Source organism: Chromobacterium vaccinii (assembly GCF_001855275.1).
In the GTDB taxonomy this organism is placed as follows: Bacteria; Pseudomonadota; Gammaproteobacteria; order Burkholderiales; family Chromobacteriaceae; genus Chromobacterium; species Chromobacterium vaccinii.
On sequence record NZ_CP017707.1, the window covers coordinates 3,123,816 to 3,150,489 of the forward strand.

Annotated in this window: 27 protein-coding genes; 15 read left to right on the forward strand and 12 right to left on the reverse strand. The window is 66.8% G+C overall.

Annotated features, from left to right (window positions below):
• The first annotated feature begins 75 nt into the window (after positions 1-75).
• From gap to BKX93_RS14500, 7 genes are all read left to right on the forward strand, one after another.
• Entirely contained in the window at positions 76-1,086 is a 1,011-nt protein-coding gene (gene gap, locus BKX93_RS14470) for a type I glyceraldehyde-3-phosphate dehydrogenase (RefSeq protein WP_070980354.1), read from the forward strand.
• Positions 1,087-1,395: 309 nt separating this feature from the next.
• Positions 1,396-2,571: a phosphoglycerate kinase gene (locus BKX93_RS14475; RefSeq protein WP_070980356.1), complete on the forward strand. Its 1,176-nt coding sequence runs from the start codon at positions 1,396-1,398 to the stop codon at positions 2,569-2,571.
• A 137-nt stretch (positions 2,572-2,708) separates the two neighbouring features.
• The gene (locus BKX93_RS14480; protein WP_070980358.1) at positions 2,709-3,338 is read left to right on the forward strand and encodes a LysE family translocator; all 630 of its coding nucleotides are present in this window, start codon (positions 2,709-2,711) and stop codon (positions 3,336-3,338) included.
• A gap of 84 nt (positions 3,339-3,422) precedes the next feature.
• The gene (gene fba, locus BKX93_RS14485; RefSeq protein ID WP_046156053.1) at positions 3,423-4,487 is read left to right on the forward strand and encodes a class II fructose-bisphosphate aldolase; all 1,065 of its coding nucleotides are present in this window, start codon (positions 3,423-3,425) and stop codon (positions 4,485-4,487) included.
• A gap of 287 nt (positions 4,488-4,774) precedes the next feature.
• The gene (moaD, locus tag BKX93_RS14490; protein ID WP_046156054.1) at positions 4,775-5,026 is read left to right on the forward strand and encodes a molybdopterin converting factor subunit 1; all 252 of its coding nucleotides are present in this window, start codon (positions 4,775-4,777) and stop codon (positions 5,024-5,026) included.
• A gap of 1 nt (position 5,027) precedes the next feature.
• Positions 5,028-5,504 carry a molybdopterin synthase catalytic subunit MoaE gene (gene moaE, locus BKX93_RS14495; protein ID WP_046156055.1) on the forward strand — a complete coding sequence of 159 codons (477 nt, stop codon included), beginning with the start codon at positions 5,028-5,030 and terminating at the stop codon, positions 5,502-5,504.
• A gap of 25 nt (positions 5,505-5,529) precedes the next feature.
• Positions 5,530-6,315, forward strand: a complete 786-nt coding sequence (locus BKX93_RS14500) for a TIGR00266 family protein (RefSeq protein ID WP_046156056.1) — start codon at positions 5,530-5,532, stop codon at positions 6,313-6,315.
• Here BKX93_RS14500 and thpR read toward each other — a convergent pair.
• From thpR to BKX93_RS14525, 5 genes are all read right to left on the reverse strand, one after another.
• A complete protein-coding gene (thpR, locus tag BKX93_RS14505; RefSeq protein WP_052717382.1) occupies positions 6,312-6,842 on the reverse strand; it encodes an RNA 2',3'-cyclic phosphodiesterase in 531 nt (176 codons plus the stop codon). The genes BKX93_RS14500 and thpR overlap by 4 nt on opposite strands.
• A 7-nt stretch (positions 6,843-6,849) precedes the next feature.
• Complete coding sequence (locus tag BKX93_RS14510) at positions 6,850-8,463, reverse strand: response regulator (RefSeq protein WP_052717381.1); 1,614 nt, start codon at positions 8,461-8,463, stop codon at positions 6,850-6,852.
• Positions 8,464-8,513: 50 nt separating this feature from the next.
• Positions 8,514-10,127 carry a response regulator gene (locus BKX93_RS14515; RefSeq protein ID WP_046156057.1) on the reverse strand — a complete coding sequence of 538 codons (1,614 nt, stop codon included), beginning with the start codon at positions 10,125-10,127 and terminating at the stop codon, positions 8,514-8,516.
• Positions 10,128-10,152: 25 nt separating this feature from the next.
• Positions 10,153-11,289: a PilT/PilU family type 4a pilus ATPase gene (locus BKX93_RS14520; RefSeq protein WP_046156058.1), complete on the reverse strand. Its 1,137-nt coding sequence runs from the start codon at positions 11,287-11,289 to the stop codon at positions 10,153-10,155.
• 88 nt (positions 11,290-11,377) lie between these two features.
• Positions 11,378-12,415 carry a type IV pilus twitching motility protein PilT gene (locus tag BKX93_RS14525; protein WP_046156059.1) on the reverse strand — a complete coding sequence of 346 codons (1,038 nt, stop codon included), beginning with the start codon at positions 12,413-12,415 and terminating at the stop codon, positions 11,378-11,380.
• 137 nt (positions 12,416-12,552) lie between these two features.
• Here BKX93_RS14525 and BKX93_RS14530 point away from each other — a divergent pair, with 137 nt between their 5' ends.
• The 6 genes from BKX93_RS14530 (at position 12,553) to aroG (ending at position 16,967) form a co-directional block, all read left to right on the forward strand.
• A complete protein-coding gene (locus tag BKX93_RS14530) occupies positions 12,553-13,248 on the forward strand; it encodes a YggS family pyridoxal phosphate-dependent enzyme (RefSeq protein ID WP_070980360.1) in 696 nt (231 codons plus the stop codon).
• A gap of 52 nt (positions 13,249-13,300) precedes the next feature.
• The gene (gene proC, locus BKX93_RS14535) at positions 13,301-14,104 is read left to right on the forward strand and encodes a pyrroline-5-carboxylate reductase (RefSeq protein ID WP_046156061.1); all 804 of its coding nucleotides are present in this window, start codon (positions 13,301-13,303) and stop codon (positions 14,102-14,104) included.
• Positions 14,105-14,113: 9 nt separating this feature from the next.
• Positions 14,114-14,695, forward strand: a complete 582-nt coding sequence (locus BKX93_RS14540) for a YggT family protein (protein ID WP_046156062.1) — start codon at positions 14,114-14,116, stop codon at positions 14,693-14,695.
• 79 nt (positions 14,696-14,774) lie between these two features.
• Positions 14,775-15,080, forward strand: coding sequence for a c-type cytochrome (locus tag BKX93_RS14545; protein WP_046156063.1), 306 nt, complete (start codon positions 14,775-14,777; stop codon positions 15,078-15,080).
• A gap of 283 nt (positions 15,081-15,363) precedes the next feature.
• The gene (gene dksA, locus BKX93_RS14550; protein WP_046156064.1) at positions 15,364-15,774 is read left to right on the forward strand and encodes an RNA polymerase-binding protein DksA; all 411 of its coding nucleotides are present in this window, start codon (positions 15,364-15,366) and stop codon (positions 15,772-15,774) included.
• Between the two features lie 134 nt (positions 15,775-15,908).
• Positions 15,909-16,967, forward strand: coding sequence for a 3-deoxy-7-phosphoheptulonate synthase AroG (gene aroG, locus BKX93_RS14555; RefSeq protein ID WP_021478431.1), 1,059 nt, complete (start codon positions 15,909-15,911; stop codon positions 16,965-16,967).
• A 64-nt stretch (positions 16,968-17,031) separates the two neighbouring features.
• On the opposite strand, the gene BKX93_RS14560 is transcribed toward aroG, so the two are convergent.
• Positions 17,032-18,024, reverse strand: coding sequence for an extracellular catalytic domain type 2 short-chain-length polyhydroxyalkanoate depolymerase (locus BKX93_RS14560; RefSeq protein WP_046166950.1), 993 nt, complete (start codon positions 18,022-18,024; stop codon positions 17,032-17,034).
• A 209-nt stretch (positions 18,025-18,233) separates the two neighbouring features.
• Positions 18,234-19,490, reverse strand: coding sequence for a deoxyribonuclease II family protein (locus BKX93_RS14565; RefSeq protein ID WP_046166949.1), 1,257 nt, complete (start codon positions 19,488-19,490; stop codon positions 18,234-18,236).
• Positions 19,491-19,881: 391 nt separating this feature from the next.
• On the opposite strand from BKX93_RS14565, the gene BKX93_RS14570 reads away from it, so the two are divergent.
• On the forward strand, positions 19,882-20,610 hold the full coding sequence (locus BKX93_RS14570; RefSeq protein WP_070980361.1) for a class I SAM-dependent methyltransferase: 729 nt from the start codon (positions 19,882-19,884) through the stop codon (positions 20,608-20,610).
• Positions 20,611-20,802: 192 nt separating this feature from the next.
• On the opposite strand, the gene BKX93_RS14575 is transcribed toward BKX93_RS14570, so the two are convergent.
• Entirely contained in the window at positions 20,803-22,824 is a 2,022-nt protein-coding gene (locus BKX93_RS14575; RefSeq protein ID WP_046156068.1) for an NADPH-dependent 2,4-dienoyl-CoA reductase, read from the reverse strand.
• 191 nt (positions 22,825-23,015) lie between these two features.
• On the opposite strand from BKX93_RS14575, the gene BKX93_RS14580 reads away from it, so the two are divergent.
• On the forward strand, positions 23,016-23,582 hold the full coding sequence (locus tag BKX93_RS14580; protein ID WP_046156069.1) for a carbonic anhydrase: 567 nt from the start codon (positions 23,016-23,018) through the stop codon (positions 23,580-23,582).
• 129 nt (positions 23,583-23,711) lie between these two features.
• On the opposite strand, the gene BKX93_RS14585 is transcribed toward BKX93_RS14580, so the two are convergent.
• The 4 genes from BKX93_RS14585 to BKX93_RS14600 all read right to left on the reverse strand — a co-directional run bounded on the left by BKX93_RS14585 (position 23,712) and on the right by BKX93_RS14600 (position 26,565).
• The gene (locus BKX93_RS14585) at positions 23,712-24,323 is read right to left on the reverse strand and encodes a glutathione S-transferase family protein (RefSeq protein WP_070980363.1); all 612 of its coding nucleotides are present in this window, start codon (positions 24,321-24,323) and stop codon (positions 23,712-23,714) included.
• Between the two features lie 36 nt (positions 24,324-24,359).
• Positions 24,360-25,277, reverse strand: coding sequence for an alpha/beta hydrolase (locus BKX93_RS14590; RefSeq protein WP_070980365.1), 918 nt, complete (start codon positions 25,275-25,277; stop codon positions 24,360-24,362).
• A gap of 58 nt (positions 25,278-25,335) precedes the next feature.
• Positions 25,336-25,917: a GNAT family N-acetyltransferase gene (locus BKX93_RS14595; RefSeq protein WP_046156072.1), complete on the reverse strand. Its 582-nt coding sequence runs from the start codon at positions 25,915-25,917 to the stop codon at positions 25,336-25,338.
• Between the two features lie 66 nt (positions 25,918-25,983).
• Complete coding sequence (locus BKX93_RS14600; RefSeq protein ID WP_070980367.1) at positions 25,984-26,565, reverse strand: GNAT family N-acetyltransferase; 582 nt, start codon at positions 26,563-26,565, stop codon at positions 25,984-25,986.
• Positions 26,566-26,674: the final 109 nt, after the last annotated feature.

The window sequence follows — 26,674 nt, forward strand, 5'->3', positions numbered from 1 at the left end:
GGTTCTCCGGTGGTCTTTTTTTGCCGTGTCATGTAGTGACGCCACTACATTCAGTGCCCTGGAGAAGAGAGAAGCATGACCATCCGCCTCGCCATCAACGGTTACGGCCGCATCGGCCGCCAAGTTCTGCGCGCCATCTACGAAAACAAGTTGCACGACGACTTCAAGGTGGTGGCGGTCAACGCCTCCGGCGACCTGAACATCAATGCCCACCTGACCCAGTTCGACACCGTGCACGGCCGTTTCCCCGGCAGCGTCGAGCAGGATGGCGAGCATCTGATCCTGAATGGCGACAAGATTCCGTTCTTCAGCACCCGCAACCCGGCCGAGCTGCCGTGGAAGGCGCTGGAGGTGGACCTGGTGCTGGAGTGCACCGGCGCCTTCACCAGCAAGGAAAAGTGCCAGGCTCACTTGAACGCCGGCGCCAAGAAGGTGCTGATCTCGGCGCCGGGCGGCGACGACGTCGACGCCACCATCGTCTACGGCGTCAACCACGACACGCTGACGCCGGAGATGACCGTGGTGTCCAACGCCAGCTGCACCACCAACTGCCTGGCGCCGGTGGCCAAGGCGCTGAACGACGCGATCGGCATCAAGAAGGGCCTGATGACCACCATCCACGCCTTCACCAACGACCAGGTGCTGACCGACGTCAAGCACAAGGACCTGCGCCGCGCCCGCTCCGCCACCGACAACATGATCCCCACCAAGACCGGCGCGGCCAAGGCCGTCGGCCTGGTGCTGCCGGAACTGAAGGGCCGGCTTGACGGCTTCGCGGTGCGCGTGCCCACCATCAACGTGTCGCTGGTGGACCTGACCTTCACCGCGATGCGCGACACCTGCAAGGACGAGATCAACGAGATCTTGCAAGGCGCGGCCAACGGCAGCATGAAGGGCATCCTGGGCTTCAACACCCTGCCCCTGGTGTCCGGCGACTTCAACCACACCGAGCAGGCGTCCACCTTCGACTCCACGCTGACCAAGGTGACCGGCGGCAATCTGGTCAAGGTATTGGCCTGGTACGACAACGAGTGGGGCTTCAGCTGCCAGATGCTGCGCACCGCGCGCGCGATGTTCGGCCGCTGAGGCGGACAGCGCCAAACGGCGGGGCGGGCGGCGATTTCATGCCATTCGCCCTGTTGTTTTGTTACATGGCGCGCGCAAAAAATTTGATTGGTGTTAAAGTGACGCCGCCTGATCGGCATACACTGCCGGATAGGGGCGATCACCGGTCCGCGCGCCCAGCGCGCCGGATACGGCGGCAGCGGACGGGAAATTTTGCGACAGCCCGCGCGTCGAGAAGGATTGCCCGTGGTTTCGCCCTAGCCTGTTCCGCAAGACCGGCGGCCCGCCGCTTGCCGGACCGTTCCGCATCCAAACCGAGTGAGTGAAACGATGAAATTCAACAAACTCTCCGAACAGAATCTTTCCGGCAAGCGCGCGCTGATCCGCGTGGACATGAACGTGCCGCTGAAGAACGGCGTGATCGGCGACGACACCCGCATCCGCGCCAGCCTGCCCACCATCGAACACTGCCTGAAGGCCGGCGCCGGCGTGCTGCTGATGACCCACCTGGGCCGCCCGACCGAGGGCGAGCCGAAGCCGGAAGACAGCCTGGCGCCGGTGGTGGCCCGCCTGTCCGAGCTGTTGGGCAAGCCGGTGCGCCTGATCGCCGACTTCCACGCCGGCGTCGAGCTGGCGCCGGGCGAGGTGGCGATGCTGGAAAACGTGCGTCTGAACAAGGGCGAAAAGAAGAACAACGACGAGCTGGGCCGCGCCTACGCCGCGCTGTGCGACGTGTTCGTCCACGACGCCTTCGGCACCTCGCACCGCGCCGAGGCTTCCACCCACGCGGTGGCGAAGTTCGCGCCGGCCGCCTGCGCCGGCCTGCTGCTGTCGGCCGAGCTCGACGCGTTGGGCAAAGCGCTGCAGGCGCCGGCCCGCCCGCTGGTGGCCATCGTCGCCGGCTCCAAGGTATCGACCAAGCTGACCATCCTGGAAGCGCTGGCCGACAAGGTGGACCAGCTGATCGTCGGCGGCGGCATCGCCAACACCTTCCTGCTGGCCGAGGGCAAGGCCATCGGCAAATCGCTGGCCGAGGCCGAACTGGTGGAAGACGCCAAGCGCGTGATCGCCAAGATCCGCGCCCGCGGCGGCGACGTGCCGCTGCCGGCCGACGTGGTGTGCGCCAAGGAATTCGCCGAGACCGCCGCCGCTGTCACCAAGCCGGTGAGCGAAGTGAGCGCCGACGACATGATCCTCGACATCGGCCCGGACTCCGCCAAACAGCTGGCCGCCATCATCGCCGAGGCCGGCACCGTGGTGTGGAACGGCCCGGTCGGGGTGTTCGAGTTCGACCAGTTCGGCAACGGCACCAAGACGCTGGCCCAGGCCATCGCCCAGTCCAAGGCGTTCTCGATCGCCGGCGGCGGCGACACGCTGGCGGCGATCGCCAAGTACGGCATCACCGACGACATCAGCTACATCTCCACCGGCGGCGGGGCCTTCCTGGAATTCCTGGAAGGCAAGGAGCTGCCGGCGGTGGCCATCCTGGCCGAGCGCGCGGGTTAAAGGCAAGGATCGCATGGCGGCGTTTGCCGCCATGCGCTTGAGAATATGGATATTTTGACGCACAGCGGGCGCGCGATTGGCCGCCTGGAGCGGCTGCTCCGTTATACTGGCGGGTATCCCCCCAGCAGGAGAATGTGATGTCGCTGCAAACTTGGCTGTTGTTCGTCACCACCGTGTTCTTCGTCTCCGCCACGCCCGGCCCCAACATGTTGCTGGCGATGACGCACGGCATCCATTACGGCGTGCGCCGCACGCTGATGACCTGTTGCGGGCTGATGAGCGCGCTGGGCCTGATCATGCTGGGCTCGGTGGCCGGCCTGGGCGCGCTGCTGGCGACGTCCGAGCTGCTGTTCTCCATCGTCAAGTACGCCGGCGCGCTGTACCTGGTGTACCTGGGCGTCAAGACCTGGCGCAGCCTGCCGCAGCCGGTGGCCGAGCTGCGCGAGGACGACAGCGGCAAGCACGGCCCGTGGGCCTTGTTCCGTCGCGGCTTCCTGGTGGCGATGAGCAACCCCAAGGCTTTCATCTTCTTCACCGCGCTGTTCCCGCAATTCATGAACGCGCATCAGCCGCAGGGGCCGCAGCTGGCCATCCTGGCGGCCACGTTCTACCTGATAGAGTCCTGCTGGCAGCTGAGCTACGCCAGCGGCGGGGCCCGGCTGGCGCGCTGGCTGAACAGCGCGCGCCGGCTGCGCCTGGTCAACCGCTTCAGCGGCGGGGCCTTCGTCGGCGCCGGCCTGTTGCTGACCGGCCTGTCTCGACAATAACCATCACGGCTGCCGATTCGCCATCGTCAGCCGTTTTTTTCGAACCGGCCCCGCGCAGCGCGGGGCTTCCCGAAGGAGAAACTCATGGCACTCGTTTCCATGCGCCAGCTGCTGGACCACGCGGCGGAATACAGCTACGGCCTGCCGGCCTTCAACGTCAACAACCTGGAACAGATGCGCGCCATCATGGAAGCGGCCGACAAAGTCGACGCGCCGGTGATCGTGCAGGCTTCGGCCGGCGCCCGCAAATACGCCGGCGCCCCCTTCCTGCGCCACATGATCCTGGCCGCGATCGAAGAATTCCCGCACATCCCGGTGGTGATGCACCAGGACCACGGCACCAGCCCGGACGTCTGCCAGCGCTCGATCCAGCTGGGCTTCTCCTCGGTGATGATGGACGGCTCGCTGAAGTCCGACGGCAAGACCCCGGCCGATTACGACTACAACGTCGGCGTCACCCGCACCGTGGTCAACTTCGCCCACGCTTGCGGCGTGTCGGTGGAAGGCGAGATCGGCTGCCTGGGCAGCCTGGAAACCGGCATGGCCGGCGAGGAAGATGGCGTCGGCGCCGAGGGTGTGCTCGACCATAGCCAATTGCTGACCGATCCGGAAGAAGCAGCCCGCTTCGTCAAGGACACCGGCGTGGACGCGCTGGCCATCGCCATCGGCACCAGCCACGGCGCGTACAAGTTCAGCAAGAAGCCCACCGGCGACGTGCTGCGCATCGACCGCATCAAGGAAATCCACGCCCGCATCCCCAACACCCACCTGGTGATGCACGGTTCTTCCAGCGTGCCGCAGGACTGGCTGAAGATCATCAACGAATTCGGCGGCGACATCGGCGAAACCTACGGCGTGCCGGTCGAGGAGATCGTCGAGGGCATCAAGCACGGCGTGCGCAAGGTGAACATCGACACCGACCTGCGCCTGGCGTCCACCGGCGCCATCCGCCAGTTCATGGCCAAGAACCCGGCCGAGTTCGATCCGCGCAAATATCTGGCCAAGACCATCGAAGCGATGCGCGACATCTGTATCGCACGTTACGAGGCCTTCGGCTCCGCCGGCCAGGCCAGCAAGATCAAGGCCATCAATCTGGACTCCATGGCCAATAAGTACCTGAAGGGCGAGCTCGCGCAAATCGTGCGTTGAGCGCCGGATGACGATGAATGAGGCCGGGCGGGCTTTGTAAGCAAGATGTAAAAGCGCTTGCAAGGGTTTTCCTGGGAAGCAATAATTCATTTGTCATTTCAGGAATGGGTTCCGCATGCATACTGGCGTAGGCTCATCCGAGCGACGCCGGTTGCCATGCCGACTGCCCTACCCGCCCTCGCGGCGGGTTTTTTTTTGCCAATGAACGATGTTTGCGCGCCGGCATTGGCCCGGCCCGGCGGTTTGCATACACTGCCGGTATTCGGATCAAGAATCAGGAGGGACCCATGAAATTGAGCCTGCTGTATTTCGCCCGGCTGCGCGAGACGCTGGGCGTGGAGAGCGAGCAGCTGGACAGCGAGGCGGCCAACGTGGCCGAGCTGCTGGCCGAGCTGCGCCAGCGCGGCCAGGTATGGGCGCTGGAGCTGGCGGCGGACAAGGTGTTCCGGGTGGCGGTGAACCAGGAGATGGCGAGGCCGGACACGCCGCTGGCCGATGGCGACGAAGTGGCGGTGTTTCCGCCGGTGACCGGGGGCTGAGATGACCGTCAACCATATCCGGGTGCAGGCCGAGGACTTCGATGTCGGCGCCGAGGTGAGGCGCTGGTCGGCCAATCCGGCCTGCGGCGCGGTGGTCAGCTTCACCGGCCTGGTGCGCGACTACGGCGACCGCCAGGATGTGGTGGCGCTGGAGCTCGAGCATTATCCGGGCATGACCGAGAAGGCGCTGGCCGACATCGTCTGCGAGGCGCGCAAGCGCTGGTCGCTGAAGGGGGTGACGCTGATCCACCGCGTCGGCCGGCTGGCGCTGGGCGACGACATCGTGCTGGTGGTGGCGGCCAGCGGCCATCGCCGCGACGCCTTCGAGGCCGCTTCCTTCCTGATGGACTATCTGAAGCGGCAGGCGCCGTTCTGGAAATGCGAAATCCTGGCCGACGGCAGCCGCCACTGGGTGGATGCCAAGGCCAGCGACGAGGCGGCGGCGGCGCGCTGGGACGATCCGGCCGGCCAAGCTTGATCGGAGATCGCGAAGGGGGTTGGGCATGACGATGGACGTGATCGACTACCAGGTGTTCGGCGACGACATGCAGTACGTCGAGGTGGATCTGGACCCGGGCGAGGCCGCGGTCGGCGAGGCCGGGGCGCTGTACTACATGCAGGACGGCATCGCGATGGACACCGTGTTCGGCGACGGCTCCGGCCGCGACGGCGGCGTGCTGGGTTCGCTGCTGGGCGCCGGCAAGCGGCTGCTGACCGGCGAGTCGGTGTTCACCACGGTGTTCGCCAACCAGTCGCACGGCCGGCGCAAGGTGGCCTTCGCCGCCGCCACGCCGGGCAAGATCGTGCCGGTGCATTTGCTGGAGCTGGGCGGCGTGCTGTACGCGCAGAAGGACAGCTTTCTCGCCGGCGCCAAGGGCGTCAGCCTGGGCCTGGCCTGGCAGAAGCGCATCGGCACCGGCCTGTTCGGCGGCGAGGGCTTCATCATGCAGAAGCTGGAGGGCGACGGCTACGTGTTCCTCCATGCCGGCGGCGCGCTGACCGAGCTGCAGCTGCAGCCGGGCGAGACGGTGCGGGCGGATACCGGCTGCGTGGTGGCCTACCAGCCCAGCGTCGATTTCGACATCGAATATGTCGGCAAGCTGAAGAGCGCGCTGTTCGGCGGCGAGGGGCTGTTCTTCGCCAAGCTGACCGGCCCGGGGCGGGTGTGGCTGCAATCGCTGCCGCTGTCGCGGCTGGCTGACCGCATCGTCGCCGCCGCGCCGCGCGCCGGCGGGGAATCGAAAGAACAGGGCTCGCTGCTGGGCGGATTGTTCAGCGACAAGAACTAGGGCGCGTCAACTGGCCCGGGCTGGCGGCGCCAGCCGTCCAGCCGGTAATGGCGGGCTCCGTCGGCGAGCGGTTCGGACGCCAGCAGCGCCACTTCCTCCAAGGGCAGCGCCAACGGCGGCAGCGCCTGTTCCGGCAGCGGCCGCGCCAGGCGGCGCAGCAAGGTCAGGTGCGGGCGGTAGGCTTGCGTCTCGATGGCCAAACCCGCCGCGCGCAGCTCCGTTTTCAGTCGCTCCACCCACGCGCGCAGCGCCGGCGGCGGATGGGCCGGTCCGCACCAGCCCACATCGCGCCAGCTGCCGCAGCCGTCCAGAACGATGGCGGGCGGCAGATTGGCCGCCGCCCGTTCGGCGCAGTCGGCGGCTTGTTGCAGCCGCAGCGGCGTCAGTTCTCCCAGGAAAACCAAGGTCAGATGCAGCTGGGCCGGGGCAAGCGCGCGGCCGCCGGCCTGTCGCCGCAAGCTTTCCTGCCATGCCTGCAACTTGGCCAGGCATTCCGGCGGCGGCAGGCAGGCCAGGAAGGCGCGCATGCCGGCCTCAATCCTCGTGGCGGATCAGCGCCTGGCGGCGCTTGACGAAGCCGCGCACCCGTTCGTTGTCGTGCGGCAGCCAGTGCAGCAGCTCGCGCAGGCTCTGCATCTCGCCGGCGTAGTCCTGGCCGGCCTCCTGCCGGTTTTCGGCGATGCGCAGCAGCATCGCGCAGCCGTACAGGCCCAGCCGGCAGTTCAGCGTCCGCATCGCCTCGCCGTGCAGCATCGCGGCGGCGGTTTCCAGCTTGCCCTGGTTGGCCTGCTCCAGCGCGGCGCGGCTCTTGTCCTGCAGCTCGGCGTAGGCGGCGCGCGCGGCGTCGCCGCAAGCCGGCCGCGGCGCGGCCACTTCCAGCAGGCTGCCCAGCTCGTGGCGGCTGTCGGCGAAGCGCAGCGCGATGGATCGCGCCCAGTCCGGCGCGCTTTCGGCGCCGTGCCCGTCGGGCAGCTTGGCCGCCGCCGACAGGAAACGCAGCGCGCTGCCGAAATCGGTTTCCGGCGCGCTTATCCATTCCGCGGCTTCGGCCAGGTGGGTTTCGGCCTGTTGCGGTCGCTGCTGGGCCAGCGCGGTCAGCGCGCGGCACACCGCCATCGTCAGCGGGCCGCCGGGCAGCTCGCCCTGGCGCGCGGCGATGTCGTGCTGCAGCCGGTCCAGCTGTTGGGTCTGGCCGCTTTCGCAGCGCGCCTGCAGCAGGTCCACCATCGCCTCCGGGCCGAAGAAGCTGTTGCCGCGGCCGATGTCCACCGCGCGCTGCAGCGGCTCTACCGCCCGCGTAGCGTCGCCGCTGCGCAGCAGCGAGGTGCCGTAGTGGTGCAGCCGGTTGAAGTTGCGCGGCGAGATCGCCACCGCCTTTTCCAGCGCGCCGGCGGCGTCCGAATACTTGCCGTCGTCGGTCAGGTTCTGCGCCAAGAGGTCGTAGGCCTCGGTGTAGCGCGGGGCTTCGGCGATCACCTGGTCCAGCAGCGTATTGGCGCCGCCGCCGTCGCCCTGCTCGGACAGGATGCGGGCGACGCCCATCTTGGCCCAGGGCAGCTCATCCTTGGACAACACCTCGCGGTAGAGCCGCAGCGCCGCCTCGTGCAGCCCTTCGCGCGCCAGCAGCTCGCCGCACAGCCGCTGCGCGTCCAGCCGCCGCTGGCGGCTGTCGGCCTCGGCGATCAGCCCGCCCAGGGTCTGGATCGCCTGCTCGGTCTTGCCCTTGTCCAGCAGCCGGTGCGCCGGGGAGAGGAAGGCCTTGCGCCGGGCGGCCGCCTCCAGCCGATCCAGCAGCTGCTGGGTGGTGAAGGGTTTAAGGATGTAGTCGTCGGGGACCAGCTCGGCGGCGCTGGCCACCTGGCCGTAGTTGCGCTCGCCGGTGATCATCACCCACAGCGTGGACAGCGGCAGCGCGCCGGAGCGCCGGGTCGCCTCCAGCAGCTCCTGGCCGTTCATGCCCAGGCCCAGGTTGTAGTCGCACAGCACCACGTCGTAGCGGCGGCCGCGCAGCCGGTTCTGCGCCTCGCCGGCGTGGCTGGCGGTTTCCGACTGGGTGACGCCGCCCATGGCCAGGATGGCGCGTATGCCCTGGGACATGCTGTGGGCGTCGTCCACGATCAGCACCGTGGTGTTTTCGTCGAATGCCATATCGCCTCTCGCGTTGGCCGGCGCGCCGGCGGAAGGGTTGCCGGGCGGGTTTATTCGCAGTCGGGGTTCAGCGCGTGCAGCCGGCGCAGGAAGCCGCGCACGCGCTCGTTGTCTTCCGGCAGCCAATCGATCAGCCGCTGCACCTGGCGCTGCGCTTCGGCGAAGTCGCGGTTCGCCTTGTGGCGGTTTTCGCAGTTGCGCAGCAATAGCGCGCAGGCGTTCATGCTGATGCGTTCGTTCAGCGTTTCCTGCGATAGCTGGTACAGCATCGTGGCGGCTTCTTCCAGCTTGCCGTTGCCGGCCAGCTCCACCGCCTTGTTGCTCTCCTGCTGCAGCGTTTCGTAGGCGTTTTCGATGGCGGCGTGGCCGGCTTCGTGTTTGTGGGAGATTTCCAGCAGCGTGCCCAGTTCGTGGCGGCCGTCGGCGAAGCGCAGCGCGATGCCGTGGCCCCATTGCTGCGGCAGCTCGTTGCTCAGCTCGGCCGGCAGCCGCACCGCGGCGGACAGGAAGCGCTGGGCGGAGGAGAAGTCGGTTTCGCGGGCGCGCAGCTCGCCGGCCACGCCCTGCAGCTGGGCCAGCGCGTCGCTGGGCCGCTGCTGGGCCAGCGCGGTCAGCGCGCGGCACACGGCCATCGTCAGCTTGCCGCCGGGCAGCTCGTCGATGCGGCCGGCGATCTCCGCCTGCAGCCGGTCCAGCTGCTGGGTCTGGCCGCTCTCGCTGTAGGCCTGCAGCAGGTCCACCAGCACGTCGGGGCCGAAGAAATTGTTGTTGCGGCCGATTTCCACCGCCCGCTGCAGGTAGTCGGCGGCCTTGGACGGGTCGCCGCAGCGCAGCAGCGCGGTGCCGCAGCTCTTCAGCCGGTTGAAGTTGCGCGGCGAGATCGCCACCGCCTTTTCCAGCACCACGGCGGCGGTCTGGTACTGGCCGTCGTCGATCAGGTTCTGCGCCAAGAGGTCGTAGGCGTCGGTGTAGCGCGGCGCGTCGGCGATGATCTCGCGCAGCAGCGCGTTGGATTCCTGGCTTTCGCCCTGCTCGGCGACGATGCGGGCGACGCCCATCTTGGCCCAGGGGATCACGCGCTGGGTCAGCAGCTCCTGGTAGATGGTCAGCGCCTCGCCCTGGCGGCCCTCGTTGACCAGCAGCTCGGCGGCCAGGCGCTTGGCGTCCAGCCGGTACTGCGCGTTCTGCGTCTCGCGCGCCAGTTGCAGCAGCACCTGTATCGATTGCTCCACCTTGCCCTGGGCCAGCAGCTTGTGCGCCGGCGCGAGGAAGGTCTTGCGCTGGCCGGCCAGGTTCATCCGGTCCAGCAGCAGCTGGGAGGCGAACGGTTTGAGGATGTAGTCGTCGGGAGCCATCTCGGCGGCGGCCACCACCCGTTCGTAATGGCGCTCGCCGGTGATCATGATCCAGATGGTGGACAGCGGCAGGTTGCCGCCCTTGCGCATCGCTTCCAGCAATTCCTGGCCGTCCATGCCCTCGCCCAGATTGTAGTCGCACAGCACCACTTCGTAGTGCTTGCCGCGCAGCCGGTTGCGGGCCTCGCTGGCGTTGCTGACGGCTTCGGAGCGGGTGATGCCGGCCATGGACAGCATGGTGCGCAGCCCCTGGCGCACGGTGTGGGAGTCTTCGATGATCAGTACGGTGGTGTTGGCGTCGAATTGCATGGCGGGTGCCGGCGCGGGGCCGGTCTCAGACGATATCCAGGTGGTCTATGCCTTCCAGCGGGTCGCGGTTGCGCGCGCTTTCGCTGTACAGCTTGATTCTCAGGCGCAGGTCGTTGATCGAGTCGGCGTTGCGCAGCGCATCCTCGTAGGTGATCAGCTCGGCCTCGAACAGCTCGAACAGCGACTGGTCGAAGGTTTGCATGCCGGCCTCGCGCGAGCGCCCCATCACCTCTTTCAGCCCGGCGATCTCGCCCTTGAACACCATGTCCGACACCAGCGGGCTGTTGAGCAGGATCTCCACCGCCGCCACCCGGCCGCTGCCGGATTTGTGCGGCACCAGCCGCTGCGAAATGATGGAGCGCATGTTCAGCGACAGGTCCATCAGCACTTGCTGGTGGCGTTCCTCGGGGAAGAAGTTGAGGATGCGGTCCAGCGCCTGGTTGGCGTTGTTGGCGTGCAGCGTCGCCAGGCACAGGTGGCCGGTCTCGGCGAACTGCAGGCCGTAGGCCATGGTTTCCCGATCGCGGATCTCGCCCATCAGGATCACGTCCGGCGCCTGGCGCAGCGTGTTCTTCAGCGCGATTTCCCAGCTCTCGGTGTCCACGCCGATCTCGCGCTGGGTGACGATGGATTTCTTGTGGGTGTGCACATACTCGATCGGGTCTTCGATCGTGATGATGTGGTCCTGGTTATGGGTGTTGCGCCAATCCACCAGCGCGGCCAGCGACGTGGATTTGCCCGAGCCGGTGCCGCCGACGAAGATCACCAGCCCGCGCTTGATCAGCGCGATGTCCTTCAACACCTCGGGCAGGGTCAGCTGGTCGAAGGTGGGGATGTCGGTGTTGATCTTGCGCAGCACCATGCCCGCCATGCCCTGCTGGACGAAGGCGCTGACGCGGAAGCGGCCGACGCCGGGCGGGTTGATCGCGAAATTGGCTTCCTTCTTGGCCTCGAACTCTTCTGTCTGGCGGTCGTTCATCACCGCGCGCACCAGCTCCTTACTTTGCTGGGCGGTCAGCGCCTGCGGCGCCACCGGGGTGATCTTGCCGTCTATCTTCATCGCCGGCGGAAAGTCGGCGGAGATGAAGATGTCGGAGGCGTTCTTGCCTGTCGCGTGCTTGAGCAGGTCTTGGATGAATTTGGAGGCCTGGTCTTTTTCCATGGCGGCGTTTCCTGCGTGAGCTGCTGATACAGTCTAGCCCGCTATCGTCGCGGCGGGCGCTCGCGGCCTTCCTCCGCGGCGGCGGGACTCAGAACGCGTCCTTGTTGCTGGCCTTGGCCCGCGCCTCGTTCGGCGACACCATATTGCGCCGGGTCAGGTCGGCCAGGCACTGGTCCAGCGTCTGCATGCCGTGCTGCTGGCCGGTCTGTATCATCGAGTTGATCTGGGCGATCTTGTTCTCCCGGATCAGGTTGCGGATGGCCGGCGTGCCTATCATGATCTCGTGCGCGGCCACCCGGCTCGAGCCGTCCTTGGTCTTCAGCAGCGTTTGGGCGATCACCGCCCGCACCGATTCCGACAGCATCGAGCGCACCATTTCCTTTTCGCCGGCGGGGAACACGTCGACGATCCGGTCTATGGTCTTGGCCGCGCTGCTGGTGTGCAGCGTGCCGAACACCAGATGGCCGGTTTCGGCGGCGGTCAGCGCCAGCCGTATCGTCTCCAGATCGCGCAATTCGCCGACCAGGATCACGTCCGGGTCTTCGCGCAGCGCGCTTTTCAGCGCATTGGCGAAGCTGTGGGTCTGCAGGCCCAGCTCGCGCTGGTTGATCAGGCTCTTCTTGCTTTCGTGGACGAACTCGATCGGGTCCTCCACGGTAAGAATGTGCGAGAAGGCGTTTTCGTTGACATAGTCGATCATCGCCGCCAGCGTGGTCGACTTGCCGGAGCCGGTGGGGCCGGTCACCAGCACCAGGCCGCGCGGGTAGTTGGCGATGTCCTGGAAGATGCGCGGCGCGGACAGCTGCTCCAGCGTCAGCACCTTGCTGGGAATCACCCGGAACACCGAGGCCATGCCGCGGTTCTGGATGAAGGCGTTGACGCGGAAGCGGGCGATGCCGGGCAGCTCGAACGAGAAGTCGCACTCGTAGGTGTCTTCGAAGGTCTTGCGCTGGTAGTCGTTCATGATGTCGTACACCATGTCGTGCACGTCATGGTGGTCCAGCGGCGGCAGGTTGATCCGGCGGATGTCGCCGTTGACCCGTATCATCGGCGGCAGGCCGGCCGACAGGTGCAGGTCGGAAGCCTTGTTCTTGACGGTAAAAGCCAGGAGCTCGGAAATTTCCATATAATTCTCCACTATGCATAGTCGCCCGCCGGTTTCCCGTTGGCATGGCCGGATACGCAATCCATTGTATGCGCTTGCCGGGCGGCCGGATATCCCCGCCGCGTCCACGCCGGGCGCTTCACGGAAATGAAAACGACATGACCGATTCCCTTTCTTCCCGACTGCAGCAGGTGCGGCTGCGGCTGGACGCGGCTTGCGCCGCCGCCGGCCGCGAGCCGGGCGCCGCGGCGCTGCTGGCGGTCAGCAAGACCTTTCCCGCCGATGACTTGCGCGCCGCCTATGATTGCGGCCAGCGCGCCTTCGGCGAGAACTATGTGCAGGAGTTGCAACAGAAGTGCGAGGCGCTGGCCGGCCTGGATATAGAATGGCACTTCATCGGGCCTCTGCAGTCGAACAAGACCCGCGTCGTCGCCGAGCGCGCGCACTGGGCGCACTCGATCGACCGGCTGAAGATCGCCGAGCGGCTGTCGGCGCAGCGCCCGGACGTTTTGCCGCCGCTGAACGTCTGCGTGCAGGTCAACGTGTCCGGCGAGGACAGCAAGAGCGGCTGCGCACCCGAGGAGGCCGCGGCGCTGGCGCGCGCGGCGGCGGCGCTGCCCGGGCTGCGCCTGCGCGGCCTGATGTGCATTCCGGAACCGACGCAGGACGCCGCCCGGCTGGCGGCGCAGTTCGCCAGGCTGCGCGGCCTGCTGCAGCAGCTGAACGCCGAGGGGCTGGCGCTCGACACATTGTCGATGGGCATGTCGGCCGACCTGGAGGCGGCGGTGGCCGAAGGCGCCACGCTGGTGCGGGTGGGCTCGGCCATCTTCGGCCAGCGCGACTACCAACATTGAACATCCCGGTTTCCGGCGCGCGCCGGAGCCGACGCATACACAAGGGGACGCTATGCGGATCACATTCATCGGCGGCGGCAATATGGCCGGCGCCATCATCGGCGGGCTGGCCCGCCAGGGCGGCCACCGCATCCACGTGGTCGAACATCAGCAGGACAAGCTGGACCAGCTGGCGGCCGACTTCGGCGTCAGCGGCGGCCAGGCGCTGCCCGAGCGCTTTTCCGCCGACGACGTGGTGGTGCTGGCGGTGAAGCCGCAGCAGCTGCGCGAGCTGTGCCTGGCGCTGGCGCCTGTGCTTAACGGCGCGCTGACGGTGTCGATCGCCGCCGGCATCCGCCTGGATGCGCTGGCGCGTTGGCTGGGCAGTCGCCGCATCGTGCGGGTGATGCCCAATACTCCGGCCATGGTCGGCAAGGGCGTGTCCGGCTTGTACGCGGACGCCGCGGTGTCCGCCGCCGACCGCGAGGCGGCCGAGACCGTGATGCGCGCCGCCGGCCTGACCGTGTGGCTGGCCGACGAGGCCGGCATCGACGACATCACCTGCGTGTCCGGCAGTGGCCCGGCCTACGTGTTCTACTTCATAGAAAGCATGATAGAGGCTGGCGTGAAAGCCGGCTTCAGCGAAGTCCAGGCGCGCGAGCTGGCGCTGGCGACGTTCGACGGCGCGGTGGAGCTGGCGCGGCAGAGCCCGCTGCCGGTGGCCGAGCTGCGCCGGAACGTGATGTCCAAGGGCGGCACCACCGAGCGCGCGATCGCGCGCTTCGAAGCCGAAGGCGTCAAGGCGGCCATCGTCGCCGGCGCGATGGATTGCCGCGACCGCTCGATCGAGATGGGCCGCGAACTCAGCCAGGAGTGATGCCGCATCATGTTCGTTTCTACCTTGCAATCCCTGATCCAGATTCTGACCGACCTGTTCGCGCTGGTGCTGGTGCTGCGCTTCTACCTGCAGGTCGCCCACGCGCCGTTCAAGCACCCCTTGTGCCAATTCGTGGTGGCGGCCACCAACTTCCTGGTGCTGCCGACGCGCAAGCTGGTGCCGTCGGTGCGCAGCTACGACACAGCCACCCTGCTGCTGGCCTGGCTGGTGTGCATGCTGGCGCGGGTGCTGATGGTGCTGCTGTGGTGGCGGCCGGAGATCTTCGCGCTGCCGCAGGCCTGGATGGTGCTGTCGCTGTGGTCGGTGCTGGCGGTGTTCCAGCTGTCGCTGAAGCTGCTGCTGGGCGCGGTGATCGTCCAGGCGGTGCTCAGCTGGGTGAATCCCTACAATCCGCTGGCGCCGGTGCTGGACAGCCTGACCCGGCCGTTCCTGCGGCCATTCCGCCGCGCGGTGGTTGGCGGCGTGGACTTGGCGCCGATGGCGCTGTCGGTGATCGTCTGGGTGATCCTGGCGGCGCCGGTGGCTTGGCTTGAAGCAGTGTTCTTGACCCAACTCAATGTCATGGGATGATAAAACAGGTTATTTGTCATACTTTTGACAATGGCCGCCTGTCCGGGCGGCCACGTGAAACGCGATAGGGAGAACCACGATGAAAAAAACCTTGCTCGCCGCTCTGCTGCTGGGCGCCGCCGCCGCGCCGGCGATGGCGAACATGCAGCTGGCGCAGAAATATAGCTGTACCGCCTGCCACACGGTGGACAAGAAGCTGGTCGGCCCCGCGTACAAGGATGTGGCCAAGAAATATGCCGGCGACAAGGGCGCCGAGGCCAAGCTGATCGCCAAGGTGAAAAACGGCGGTTCCGGCGTCTGGGGGCCGATCCCGATGACCCCGCATCCGAATATTCCCGACGCTGATCTGAAGGCGCTGGTGAAGTGGGTGCTGAGCCAGAAATAAACACCGGTGTCCGGCTGTAATGAGGCAAGTCCGCAACGGATTTGCCCGAATTCAAAGGCGGCTTTTGCCGCCTTTGAACTTGTAAGGGGGCCAGGGGTCGAAACCGGCATTCCCATTATATTTCTGCCAATTCGGGCGGACTTGTTATCGGTACTGAAACGGGCTATATAAAATGTTAGTGCAATCGGTGATTATTGGGATTTCGCGCTGAATACAGTTGCGCAAACATTTGCCCGCCGGTAATCTTCTCCGCCTGTTGCCAACTCTGCTGGAAGCACCAAACATGGCCAAGCTGACCGAACAGGATATCCTCAACTGGGAAGGCGATGATTACATGAACGCCGACCACCTTGAGTTTTTCAAGGAACGGTTGTTGCAAATGCAGCAGGAGTTGCTGGTAAACGCCAACGCCACTGCCAACCACCTGCAGGAACAGGAAGCCACGCCTGATCCGGCCGACCGCGCCACTCTGGAAGAAGAGTACGCGCTGGAGCTGCGCACCCGCGACCGCGAGCGCAAGCTGCTGCAAAAGATCCAGGCGTCCATCCGCCAGATCGATGACGGCTCCTACGGCTTCTGCGAAGACACCGGCGAACCCATCGGCCTGAAGCGGCTGATGGCCCGTCCGACCGCCACGCTGTCGGTCGAGGCGCAGGAGCGCCGCGAACGGATGAAGCGCCAGTACGCCGACTAAGCGTCGCCTCTTCCCGACATCAAGCGCCACCGCCGCAAGGCCGTGGCGCTTTTTGTCTGGCGGTTGTCACCCGCGGACAAATCCGGTTATCTTGCTGCTATGCAGAAAACGACATAGCCACAAGGGACTACCGCATGCAACGCCAGACCGACGACGTCAGAATCCGTGAAATCAAGGAACTGCTTCCTCCGATCGCCCACCTGTACGAACTGCCGATCAGCGAATCGGCGTCCGAGCTGATCTACAACACCCGTCGCGAGATCTCGGCCCTGCTGCGCGGCGAGGACGACCGGCTGCTGGTGGTGATCGGCCCCTGTTCCATCCACGACGTCGACGCCGCGGTCGAGTACGCGCAGAAGCTGGCGCCGCTGCGCGCCGCGCTGGCGGACGAGCTGGTGGTGGTGATGCGGGTCTATTTCGAGAAGCCGCGCACCACCGTCGGCTGGAAGGGCCTGATCAATGACCCGCACCTGAACGAGTCCTACGACATCAACGCCGGCCTGCGCATCGCGCGCCGCCTGCTGCTGACGTTGAACAGCCTGGGCATGCCTGCCGCCACCGAATTCCTGGACATGATCACGCCGCAGTACTTCGCCGACCTGATCAGCTGGGGCGCGATCGGCGCCCGCACCACCGAAAGCCAGGTGCACCGCGAGCTGGCCTCCGGCCTGTCCTGCCCGGTGGGCTTCAAGAACGGCACCGACGGCAACCTGAAGATCGCCGTCGACGCGATCCGCTCGTCCAGCGTGCCGCACCATTTCCTGTCGGTGACCAAGACCGGCCATTCCGCCATCGTCTCCACCGGCGGCAACCCGGACTGCCACGTGATCCTGCGCGGCGGCAAGGAGCCCAACTACTCGGCCGAGCACGTGCGCGCCGCCGCCGCCGAGCTGGCGGCCGTAGGCCTGCCGCAGAAGCTGATGGTGGACTTCAGCCACGCCAACAGCCGCAAGGACTATCGCCGCCAGATGGAGGTCAGCGCCGATGTCGCCGGCCAGATCGCCGGCGGCGAGCGCGGCATCTTCGGCGTGATGGTGGAGAGCCATCTGGTGGAGGGCCGCCAGGACCAGAAGCCGGGCTGCGAGCTGAAGTACGGCCAGAGCATCACCGACGGCTGTCTGGGCTGGGACGATACCGAGAAGCTGCTGCGCCAGCTGGCCGACGCGGTCAAGGCGCGCCGCGCCGCCGCGTAAGCGCCAGCCGGTTTCGGCCGCCCGATGCCCCGCCTTGGCGGGGCATCGTCGTTTCCGCTTCGCCTCAGGGCGCCGAAACCAGGCGGTCGGCCATCGCCTTCAGCGCCCGCATCTGCAGCCCGCTCTTCCAGGCGTAGGCCGGGCCGGTATAGCCGAACCAGTCCCAGCAGCCCTGGGGATTGGCCGCCGAGGTGGTGGTCTGCGGATACAGCACCAGGATGCGGTTGCTGTCGGCCCAGTTGTTGTAGCCGGCATGGGCGTAGAAGGCGTCGCCCGCTTTGCCGGCGTACTGCTGGCAGCCGTGCAGCGCGATGTGCACCTTGCAGGCTTCGCCTTCGGCGCAGGCGCGCGGCACGTAAACGAAGCCCTCGTCCGCCAGGCTGCTGCCGGCGGCGGCGTAAGGCTTCTGGTTGAAGCGGACGATGCGGCCGGTCAGCGCCGAGGCTTTGGCCTGCAGCGCGCCGTAGATGTGTTGCAGGATCAGGCCGGCCTGGTCGTAGCCCTGGCCCTGCCAGCTGCAATGGTTGATGTAGGGAGAAGCGGTGGCGCCGCAGTCGTTGCCGTAGGCCGGGGTGATCTGGGCGTGGCCGGCCGGCAGCTGCTTCTGGTAGGCGATCTGCGCCGCCGGCACGCCCGCCAGTTGGAAGAAGGATGCGGCGGCGTCCACCACCGGGGTGCGGACCGTGTTGTCCTGGGTGCCGCTGAACAGGTACACCCGGCGCTTGGCCAGATCGGCCAGCGGATCAATGCGGCCGGCGGCGGCGAACTGCTTGGCGCTGGCCAGCAGCTGAGCCGGCTGGGGCGGCGGGCCGGCCATGCAGGCCACAGTGCCGGGCAGCGAGCCCTGGGCGCAATAGTAGGGGCCGCCGGCCACCACGCCGGCGCCGACCACCGACGCGGAATAGGCGACCTGGTACTGCGCCGCCATGAAGGCGCCGGACGACAGGCCGGAAACCGACGACTGCTTGGCGTCGCCATGGAAGGCGGGCAGCGGATCGGCGGCCCAGGCCGCCAGCGGCAGCGCGGCGGCCAGGCACAGCAAGGATTTGAGTTTCATCAACGCTCCTTGGAAGCATGCCGGCGCGGCCGGCGGGATGGGAAGGCGGAAAACGGCGAGCGGGTGTTCATGATGAAAATGGCAAATCATTGCGCAAATGGCAATGACAATTGTCGATTTTTCGTCGGAGAGGCGAAGCGGACTGCCCGGCAAGGCGCCGAGCAGCCTGCTTTCCAGGCCGGGGCCCGCGAGGCCCCGGCGGACGCGGCTTAGCGCGCGGCGGCGGCGGTGGAGCCGCCGATCAGCTTGGCGATGGACTGAGCCAGCGCGGCGTTGGGCAGCGCGAAGAACAGGCCGCCGCGGCCGTTCTGGGAGCTGGCGCAGTCGCCGGATAGCGCGCCTTCCTGGTTCATGTCGCCGAAGATCGCGTAGGACGCGCCGCCGCTGGTGCTGACGCCGATCTTGGCATGGTTGTAGTTTTTGCCGGGGCCGCCCTTCAGCGAGAAGGTCTGGCCCTGCCAGCTGCCGGAGGTGGCGATGGCCACCGGACCCGGGGTCGGCAGGCGGCTGTCCCAGCAGGCCGGCTTGCCTGGCTTGGCGGTGCTCGGGATGGCGGTGCTCTTGCCGCTTTCCCACCAGGTGGCGGCGCGCAGGCCGATCCCTCCCAGCTCTGCCGAAACCAGCTGCCACGGCGGCACTTGCAAGGCCGACGGCTTGGAAATCAGCGTGACGCCGCTGGACAGCTTGCTGACTTGCGGCGTCGCGCTGTCAGACTTCTGCCCCAGCTGGCTCACCGCGTTCTGGATGTCGGCCGGGCCGCCGTTCCTGACGATCTGCGGGTTGCCCGGATCGGTGACCACGCTGGCGTTGGCCAACCCTTGCAGCACCGCCAGCACGTCGGCGCGGCTCAGCTTCAGCGAGAAGAAGTGCTGGCTGACTTCCACGTCGTTGTCGGCCACGCAACCCAGGGTGTTGCCGTCGCTGGTGCGCGGAAACTGGGCATTGCCGGAGGCCGGCCACGACGGCGTGCTGACCTGCATCACCACGCCGTTGCCCTGCGCGTCCCAGGCCAGCACCCCCTTGGAGTGGCCCCAGGGCGCCAGGCAGGCGTTGCCGGAGCAACTGGCGATGGCGGGATCGTCGTAGAACTGGTCGTTCCACACCACGTAGTTCAGCGCGCCGTTGTAGATCTGGCCGAAGGTGGCGCCTACCGGATCGGCCGGAGTGTCGCCGACGCAGCCGTTGCCCTGGGCGAGGCTGGGCTGGCTGCTGCTGGCGTAGATGTACTGCTGGCTGTAGCTGCCGGCGCTGGTATAGCCCTGCGGCGCGCCGCCGAACTGGCAGCGGTTGACCGGCGCGGCGCCGCCGCAGCCTGGGAAGGAATAGGCGTTGAATTTGAAGGCGAACCACCAGTCGACAGGGTGGCTGGCGTCCAGCAGCGGCGACGGGGCGGCGTGGCTTTGCAGCGCGGCGGCGGCGAGCGCCAGGCTCAGGCAGGCGCGGCGCCAGGATGACAGGGTGGGCATGGCATTTCTCCTGTGATAGGTATTGTTAAGAACGAGCCGCGAGAGCGGCCGCGCCATGCTGATTGAGTATTGTGTGGAGAGTTTTAAGGCGAACGTCACCGCAACACTCGTTAACCAAGTGTCAACTTATCCACAGATCCATGGGTTTTGCCGAGTTACCCACATTGCGGCAAGCGATGGGAAAAACAGGTAAAATAGACAAATGCGCGAACTCGATACTCTGATCGTCTCCAGACCCGGCATCACCCCATCGCGGGGTGAGGGGGAGGAGTGCGCGCGCATCCCGGGAGCCTAGCTCCGTCCCCTCAAGCCCCGCCGCATGCGGCCGGGCTTGTCTTGTTGGCATCAAACGCCCAGCCGTCGGCATGTCTCGACATGGAGTTTTTTGACAATGACGCAAAACATCTACGACACCCCTGAGTTTTTCCATGGCTACAGCCAGTTGAACCGTTCCGTCCACGGCCTGGCCGGCGCGCCGGAATGGCCCAGCCTGCAAGCGTTGCTGCCGGAGCTGGCGGGCCGCGCGGTGGCAGATCTGGGCTGCGGCTACGGCTGGTTCTGCCGCTGGGCGCGCGAAGCCGGCGCCGGTTCGGCGCTGGGCCTGGATGTTTCTGAAAAAATGCTGGCCCAGGCCGCGGCGATGACGGCCGACGACGCCATCGAATACCGGCGGCAGGACCTGGAAACGCTGCAATTGCCGCCAGCCGCCTTCGATCTGGTCTACAGCTCGCTGACCCTGCATTACATCGCCGACCTGACCGGCCTGCTGGCCGCCTGCCATCAAGCGTTGAAGCCGGGCGGCCGCCTGGTGTTCTCGATCGAGCACCCGATCTTCATGGCCGCCCGGCAGCCGCAATGGCTACAGGACGCGCAAGGACAGCGGTGCTGGCCGGTGAGCGGCTACCAGGACGAGGGCCCGCGCGTCACTCACTGGCTGGCCGACGGCGTGATCAAGCAGCACCGCACCATCGGCACCTTGCTCAACCAGGTGATGGCGGCAGGCTTCACGCTGCGCCACGTCGAGGATTGGGGGCCCAGCGCCGGGCAGGTGGCGGCGATGCCGGAGCTGGCGGAGGAAAGGGAGCGGCCGATGCTGCTGCTGGTGGCCGCGCAGCGTTAGAGCCTGTTCAATGTCTGCTGCGCGTCGTGAGGGGCAACACGGCGAGTACCGCTGCAGAAGGCTCATGTGCCGCATGTACACCCCGCTTTTTCAGCCGTTTTCGCTCGCCTTTGCTCGAGAGACTTTGAACCGGCCCGTTTGCAGACAAAAGCCCCCGCAAAGCGGGGGCTTGGTCATGGGACGGCGGAAGGGTCAGATGGCGGCGGCCAGCCGCGAGCCCTGGTCGATGGCGCGCTTGGCGTCCAGCTCGGCCGCCACGTCGGCCCCGCCGATCAGGTGCACCGGCTTGCCGGCTGCTTGCAGCGGCGCTTGCAGCTCGCGCAGCGGGTCCTGGCCGGCGCAGATCACCACGTTGTCAACTGGCAGCACTTGCTGCTCGCCCTTGACGGTGATGTGCAGGCCGGCGTCGTCGATCAGGTCGTAGCTGACGCCGGACAGCATCTTCACCCGTTTCATCTTCAGGCTTTCGCGGTGGATCCAGCCGGTGGTCTTGCCCAGTCCTTCACCCACCTTGCTGGTCTTGCGCTGCAACAGGTAGACCTCGCGCGGGCTTGGATGCGGCTGCGGTCCTTGCGGCGCCAGGCCGCCGGCGGTGTCGCCCGTCATGTCCACGCCCCACTCGCGCATGAAGGCTTCGGCGTCCAGCGAGGTGGAGCGGCCCTCGTGGCACAGGTATTCGGCGGTGTCGAAGCCGATGCCGCCGGCGCCGATGATGGCCACTTTCTTGCCCACCGGCTTCTTGTGCTTCAGCACGTCCAGGTAGTTCAACACCTTGGGGTGGTCGACGCCGGGGATGGCCGGGCTGCGCGGCGCGATGCCGGTGGCCAGCACCACTTCGTCGAAGCCGGACAGGTCGGCCGCGGCGACGCGGGCGCCCAGCTTGAGCTCGACGCCGGTGGTTTCGATGCGGCGCTTGAAGTAGCGCAGCGTTTCGTAGAACTCCTCTTTGCCCGGAATCTGCTTGGCGACGTTGAACTGGCCGCCGATCTCGGCCGCGGCGTCGAACAGCGTCACCGCGTGGCCGCGCTCGGAGGCGACGGTGGCGAAGGCCAGGCCGGCCGGGCCGGCGCCGACCACGGCCAGTTTTTTCGGCGCGGCGGTTTTTTCGTAGTTCAGCTCGGTTTCGCGGCAGGCGCGCGGATTGACCAGACAGGAGGTGAGCTTGCCCTGGAAGATGTGGTCCAGACAGGCCTGGTTGCAGCCGATGCAGGTGTTGATCTCGTCGCCGCGGCCTGCCGCCGCCTTGCCCACGAAGTCCGGGTCGGCCAGGAAGGGGCGCGCCATCGACACCATGTCGGCGCAGCCGCCGGCCAGGATCTCTTCCGCCACTTCCGGGGTGTTGATGCGGTTGGTGGTGATCAGCGGGATCTTCACTTGGCCCATCAGCTTCTTGGTCACCCAGGCGAAGCCGCCGCGCGGCACCATGGTGGCGATGGTGGGCACCCGCGCCTCGTGCCAGCCGATGCCGGTGTTGATGATGGTGGCGCCGGCTTTTTCGATCTCGCGGGCCAGATGCACCACCTCGTCCCAACTGCTGCCGTCCTGCACCAGGTCCAGCATCGACAGCCGGTAGATGATGATGAAGTCGCTGCCAACCGCCGCGCGCACCGCCTTGACGGTTTCGATGGCGAAGCGGATGCGGTTTTCGAAGCTGCCGCCCCAGTCGTCCGTCCGCTTGTTGGTGGCGCGGGCGATGAACTGGTTGATCAGATAGCCTTCCGAACCCATCACCTCGACGCCGTCGTAGCCGGCCTGCTGGGCCAGCTTGGCGCAGTTGGCGAAGTCGGCGATGGTTTGCCAGACGTCGGCGTCGGACAGCTCGCGCGGGGTGTAGAAGTTGATCGGCGCCAGCAGCGGCGAGGCCGACACGCACTTTTCCTGGAAGCTGTAGCGGCCGGAGTGCAGGATCTGCAGCGCGATCTTGCCGCCTTCGCGGTGCACCGCGTCGGTGACCAGGCGGTGGTTTTCCACCTCGTGCGCGTCAGACAGCTGGGCCGCGCCCTCGGCCACGCAGCCTTCGGCATTGGGGCCGACGCCGCCGGTGACGATCAACGCCACGCCGCCCCGCGCGCGCTCGGCGTAGAAGGCGGCCATTTTTTCGAAGCCGTTCGGGGATTCTTCCAGGCCGGTGTGCATCGAACCCATCAGCACGCGGTTTTTCAGCGTGGTGAAACCCAGGTCCAGCGGGGCCAGCAGGTGCGGGTAAGCGCTCATGTTTCTTCCTCGTGTCCGTTATGTAGCGGCCCGGGCGGGGCGCGCCCAAGCCTTTGATTCGTCTGGCGATGTCAACCCTTTGGCCAAGATACTTACTGGTAAGTAAGTTGTCAATGGAATCGCCGGCTGTCGGCCGCGGCTGCCGCTATAATCGGCTGGATGGCGATTCGAATATGACAAAGGAGAACGGTATGTGCGAAACATCGCGCCATGAGCGCGCCGATTGCCTGGCCTCGCTGGAGGAGCGCCCGCTCGGCCGCCGCGGTTTTCTGAAACTGGCCAGCCTGGGCGGCGGCGCCGTGCTGCTGGGCAGCTTCCTGCCCCGGACCAGTTGGGCCGCCGGTGGGACCGACGCCTTGCTGCTGTCTTGCATGGATTACCGGCTGGTCCACGCCGTCGGCGAGTTCATGGACGGCCTGGACCTGCGCGGCAAGTACGACCACATCGTGCTGGCCGGCGCCTCGATGGTGTCGATCACCGACAAGTTTCCCGACTGGACAGCCACTTTCTGGCAGCACCTGGGCGTGGCGATAGACCTGCACCACATCAAACGGGTGGTGTTGCTGGACCACCGCGACTGCGGTGCCTACAAGGTGGCGTTCGGCGAGGATTTCGCGCAGGACCCGGGAAAGGAAACCCGCATCCACGCCAAGGCGCTGCTGAAGCTGCGCGACGAAATCCTGGACAAGCATCCGGCGCTGGCGGTGGAAACCTACCTGATGGCGCTGGACGGCAAGGTGGAGACCATCGCGGCCTGATCCGCCGGCCGGCCTTGGAGCCGCTAACAAAACCTCGCAGAGAACCTGAGCCAAGGCGCGCCGACGCAGGCAGTACCAGTCGTACGACAAGGAGGCGCAACGCAGGATCAGGGGTTTGGTTAGCGGCTCTTATTCGCCGTGCTGGTCGGCGGCGCGGCGGTAGGCCGGGCGCGCTTCGATCATGTCGACGAAGCGCGCCAGATTGGGGTAGCGGCCGCGGCCATCGCCCTTCACCGCGATCTGGGCGACGAAGGACAGCTGCACATCGGCGCCGGAGAGATCGTTGCCGACGAAGTAGTCGCGGCCCGCCAGTTGGCCGTCCAGATAGCCGAGGTGGTTTTGCAGCTCGCCGTGGATGCGGGGATGCAGCGGCGCGCCGGCCTCGCCCAGCCGGCCGACGTAGAGCTGCAGCAGGATGGGCAGCATCGCCGAGCCTTCGGCGTAATGCAGCAGCTGGACGTAGCGGTTGTAGTCGGAGGAGGCGATGTCCGGCGCGAAGCGGCCCTTGCCATAAGTGCGGATCAGGTAGTCGATGATGGCGCCGGACTCGATCAGCACCGCGTCGCCGTCGCGCAGCACCGGCGCCTTGCCCAGCGGGTGGACGGCTTTCAGCTCCGGCGGCGCCAGCCGGGTCTGAGAATCGCGCTGGTAGCGGATCACCCGGTAATCCAGCCCCAGCTCTTCCAGCAGCCAGGTGATGCGGCGCGAGCGCGATTCATTCAGGTGGTGCACTTCTATCATGGCGAAACTCCAGTCGAAATGGGGAACAGGCGGCGCTCAGGCGGGGACGATCCTGGCCAGCCAGGCCAGGATATCGCCTTCCACTTCGGCGCGGTTGCTTTCGTTCAGCATCTCGTGCCGTCCGCCCGGGTAAACCTTGCTTTGCAGGTCCAGCACGCCGGCGTCGCGGTAGCGGATCTCCAGCTGTCCCAGCGCCAGCCGGCCCAGGCTGACCGGATCGCGGCTGCCGGCGAACAGCAGCACCGGGCAGCGGCGGTTGATGCCCTGTCCCGCCGCCTCGCCTTGCTCCATGGCGACGATGCCGGCGAACAGATCGGCCCACAGGCCCGGCGCCGGATCGAAGCCGCAGTCCGGATCGGCGAGGTAGGCGTCCACTTCGGCCGGGTCGCGGCTCAGCCACTCCATCTTGGTCCGCCACGGTGGAAAGCCCAGATTGAAGCAGCCGAACACCAGCGCGGCCATCAGCCGGCTGGGCTGGTTCCAGCCCTTGAGCCGGCCCAGGAAGCGGGCGAAGGCGCCCAATAGCCGCGCCAGCGGCCGCTGGCGGTAGCCGGTGGACGACAGCATCAGGCCGGCCAGCTGGCCGCCGTAGCGCAGGAAGTGGGCGCGTGCGATGAAGCTGCCCATGCTGTGGCCGAACAGGACGACCGGCAGGCCGGGATGGCGCTCTGCCGCGTGGCGGCGCGTGGTCTCCACGTCGTCCACCACCTTGCGCCAGCCGTCGTCGGCGGCGAAATAGCCGCGCGGCGCGGTCGAGGCTCCGTGGCCGCGGTGGTCGTGCGCGTACACCGCGTAGCCGGCCGCCGTCAGCGTCCCGGCGAAGCGGTCGTAGCGCGCCGCGTATTCGCTCATGCCGTGCGATATCAGCACCGCGGCGCGCGGCGGGCCGTCCGGCAGCCATTCGCACAGCGGAATGGCTTCGCCGTCGACGGCGGTCAAAAAGGTACGGTGCATGCGCTTGCCCTTGCGTTGGTGAAGCGGGTTTCCCAGGCTGCGGCGCGCGGCCGTCGCGTCAGCCCAGCAGCGGCCGGCCGTTGAAGTTCGGGTTGGTCAGCGAAGTCAGCACGTGGTCGCGCCAGGCGCCGTCGAGAAACAGGTAATCCTTGGCCTGTCCTTCGACGGAAAAACCCAGCCTTTGCAGCAGCGCGGCGCTGCGCGCATTGTCAGGCTGGTAATTGGCCTGGATGCGGTGCAGCTTGAGTTCATCGAAGGCGAAGGCGATGGCCGACTGCAGCGCCTCGCGCATCAGGCCCTGCCCTTCGCGCGCGCGGTCGATGCCGTAGCCGAGGTGGCAGGCCTGGAACACGCCGCGGACGATATTGCTGAAGCCGACGGTGCCGATGATCCGTTCCGGCTCGGCCGGCATCGTCAGCAGGAAGCGCGCGCTATGTCCTTCCATCCATGAGCGCGCGCCTTGGCGCAGCTGGCTGCGCCAATATTCCTCGCTGTAGTACTGCGGCCCCGGCGTCGGTCCCCAGGGTTCGAGATGGGCGCGGTTGCGGCGGTAGTAGTCGAGCGCGGCCGCCGCCAGGTCCGGATGGGCCGGCAACAACTTCAGGCGCGCGGTGTCGAGTGCGGGCTGGATCAGGCTCATGCGTCGCTTCTTGATGACGACAGCCTAGATAGTAGTCGCAAGGCGAAGCGCCGCTCAAGCCCGGAATCAGGCCAGCAGCGCGGAAGCGTCGAAATCCGGATTGCGCAGCGAGGTCAGCGCGTGGTCGCGCCACTCGCCGTTGATGAACAAATAATCCTTGGCCACGCCTTCCTCGACAAAACCCAGCCGCCGCAGCAGCGCGCCGCTGCGGATGTTTTGCGGCTGGTAATTGGCCTGGATGCGGTGCAGCTTCAATTCGTCGAAGGCGAGGCGGATCACCGCCTGCAGCGCCTCGCGCATCAGCCCCTGGCCTTCGCAGTTCTGATCGATGCCATAGCCCAGATGGCAGGCCTGGAACACGCCGCGCACGATATTGCTGAGGCTGGCGGTGCCGATGATCCGTTCCGGCGCCTCGAGCCAGGTCAGCGCATAGCGCGCCTCGCGGCCCTCGCGCCACGCTTGCGCGCGCTGCGCCAGCTGTTTTGTCCAATAGCCTTCGGTGAAGAAGTCAGGGCCCGGCTTCGGGTCCCAGGGCGCGAAGTGTTCGCGATTGCGCTGCCAGTGGCTCAGCATGGCGGCGGCCAGCTCCGGCGCGGCGGGCAGCAAGCGCAAGCGCGGGGTATCCAGGATGGGGAGATCGAATGACATGGCGCGCGCTTTATGACAAAGCATTGGATGCTATCAAAAGAACTTTGTCACTTCCAGAGCGCGAGTGGAAAGCGGAAACTTCGCCGCCAGCGAACGCCGGCGGCGATAC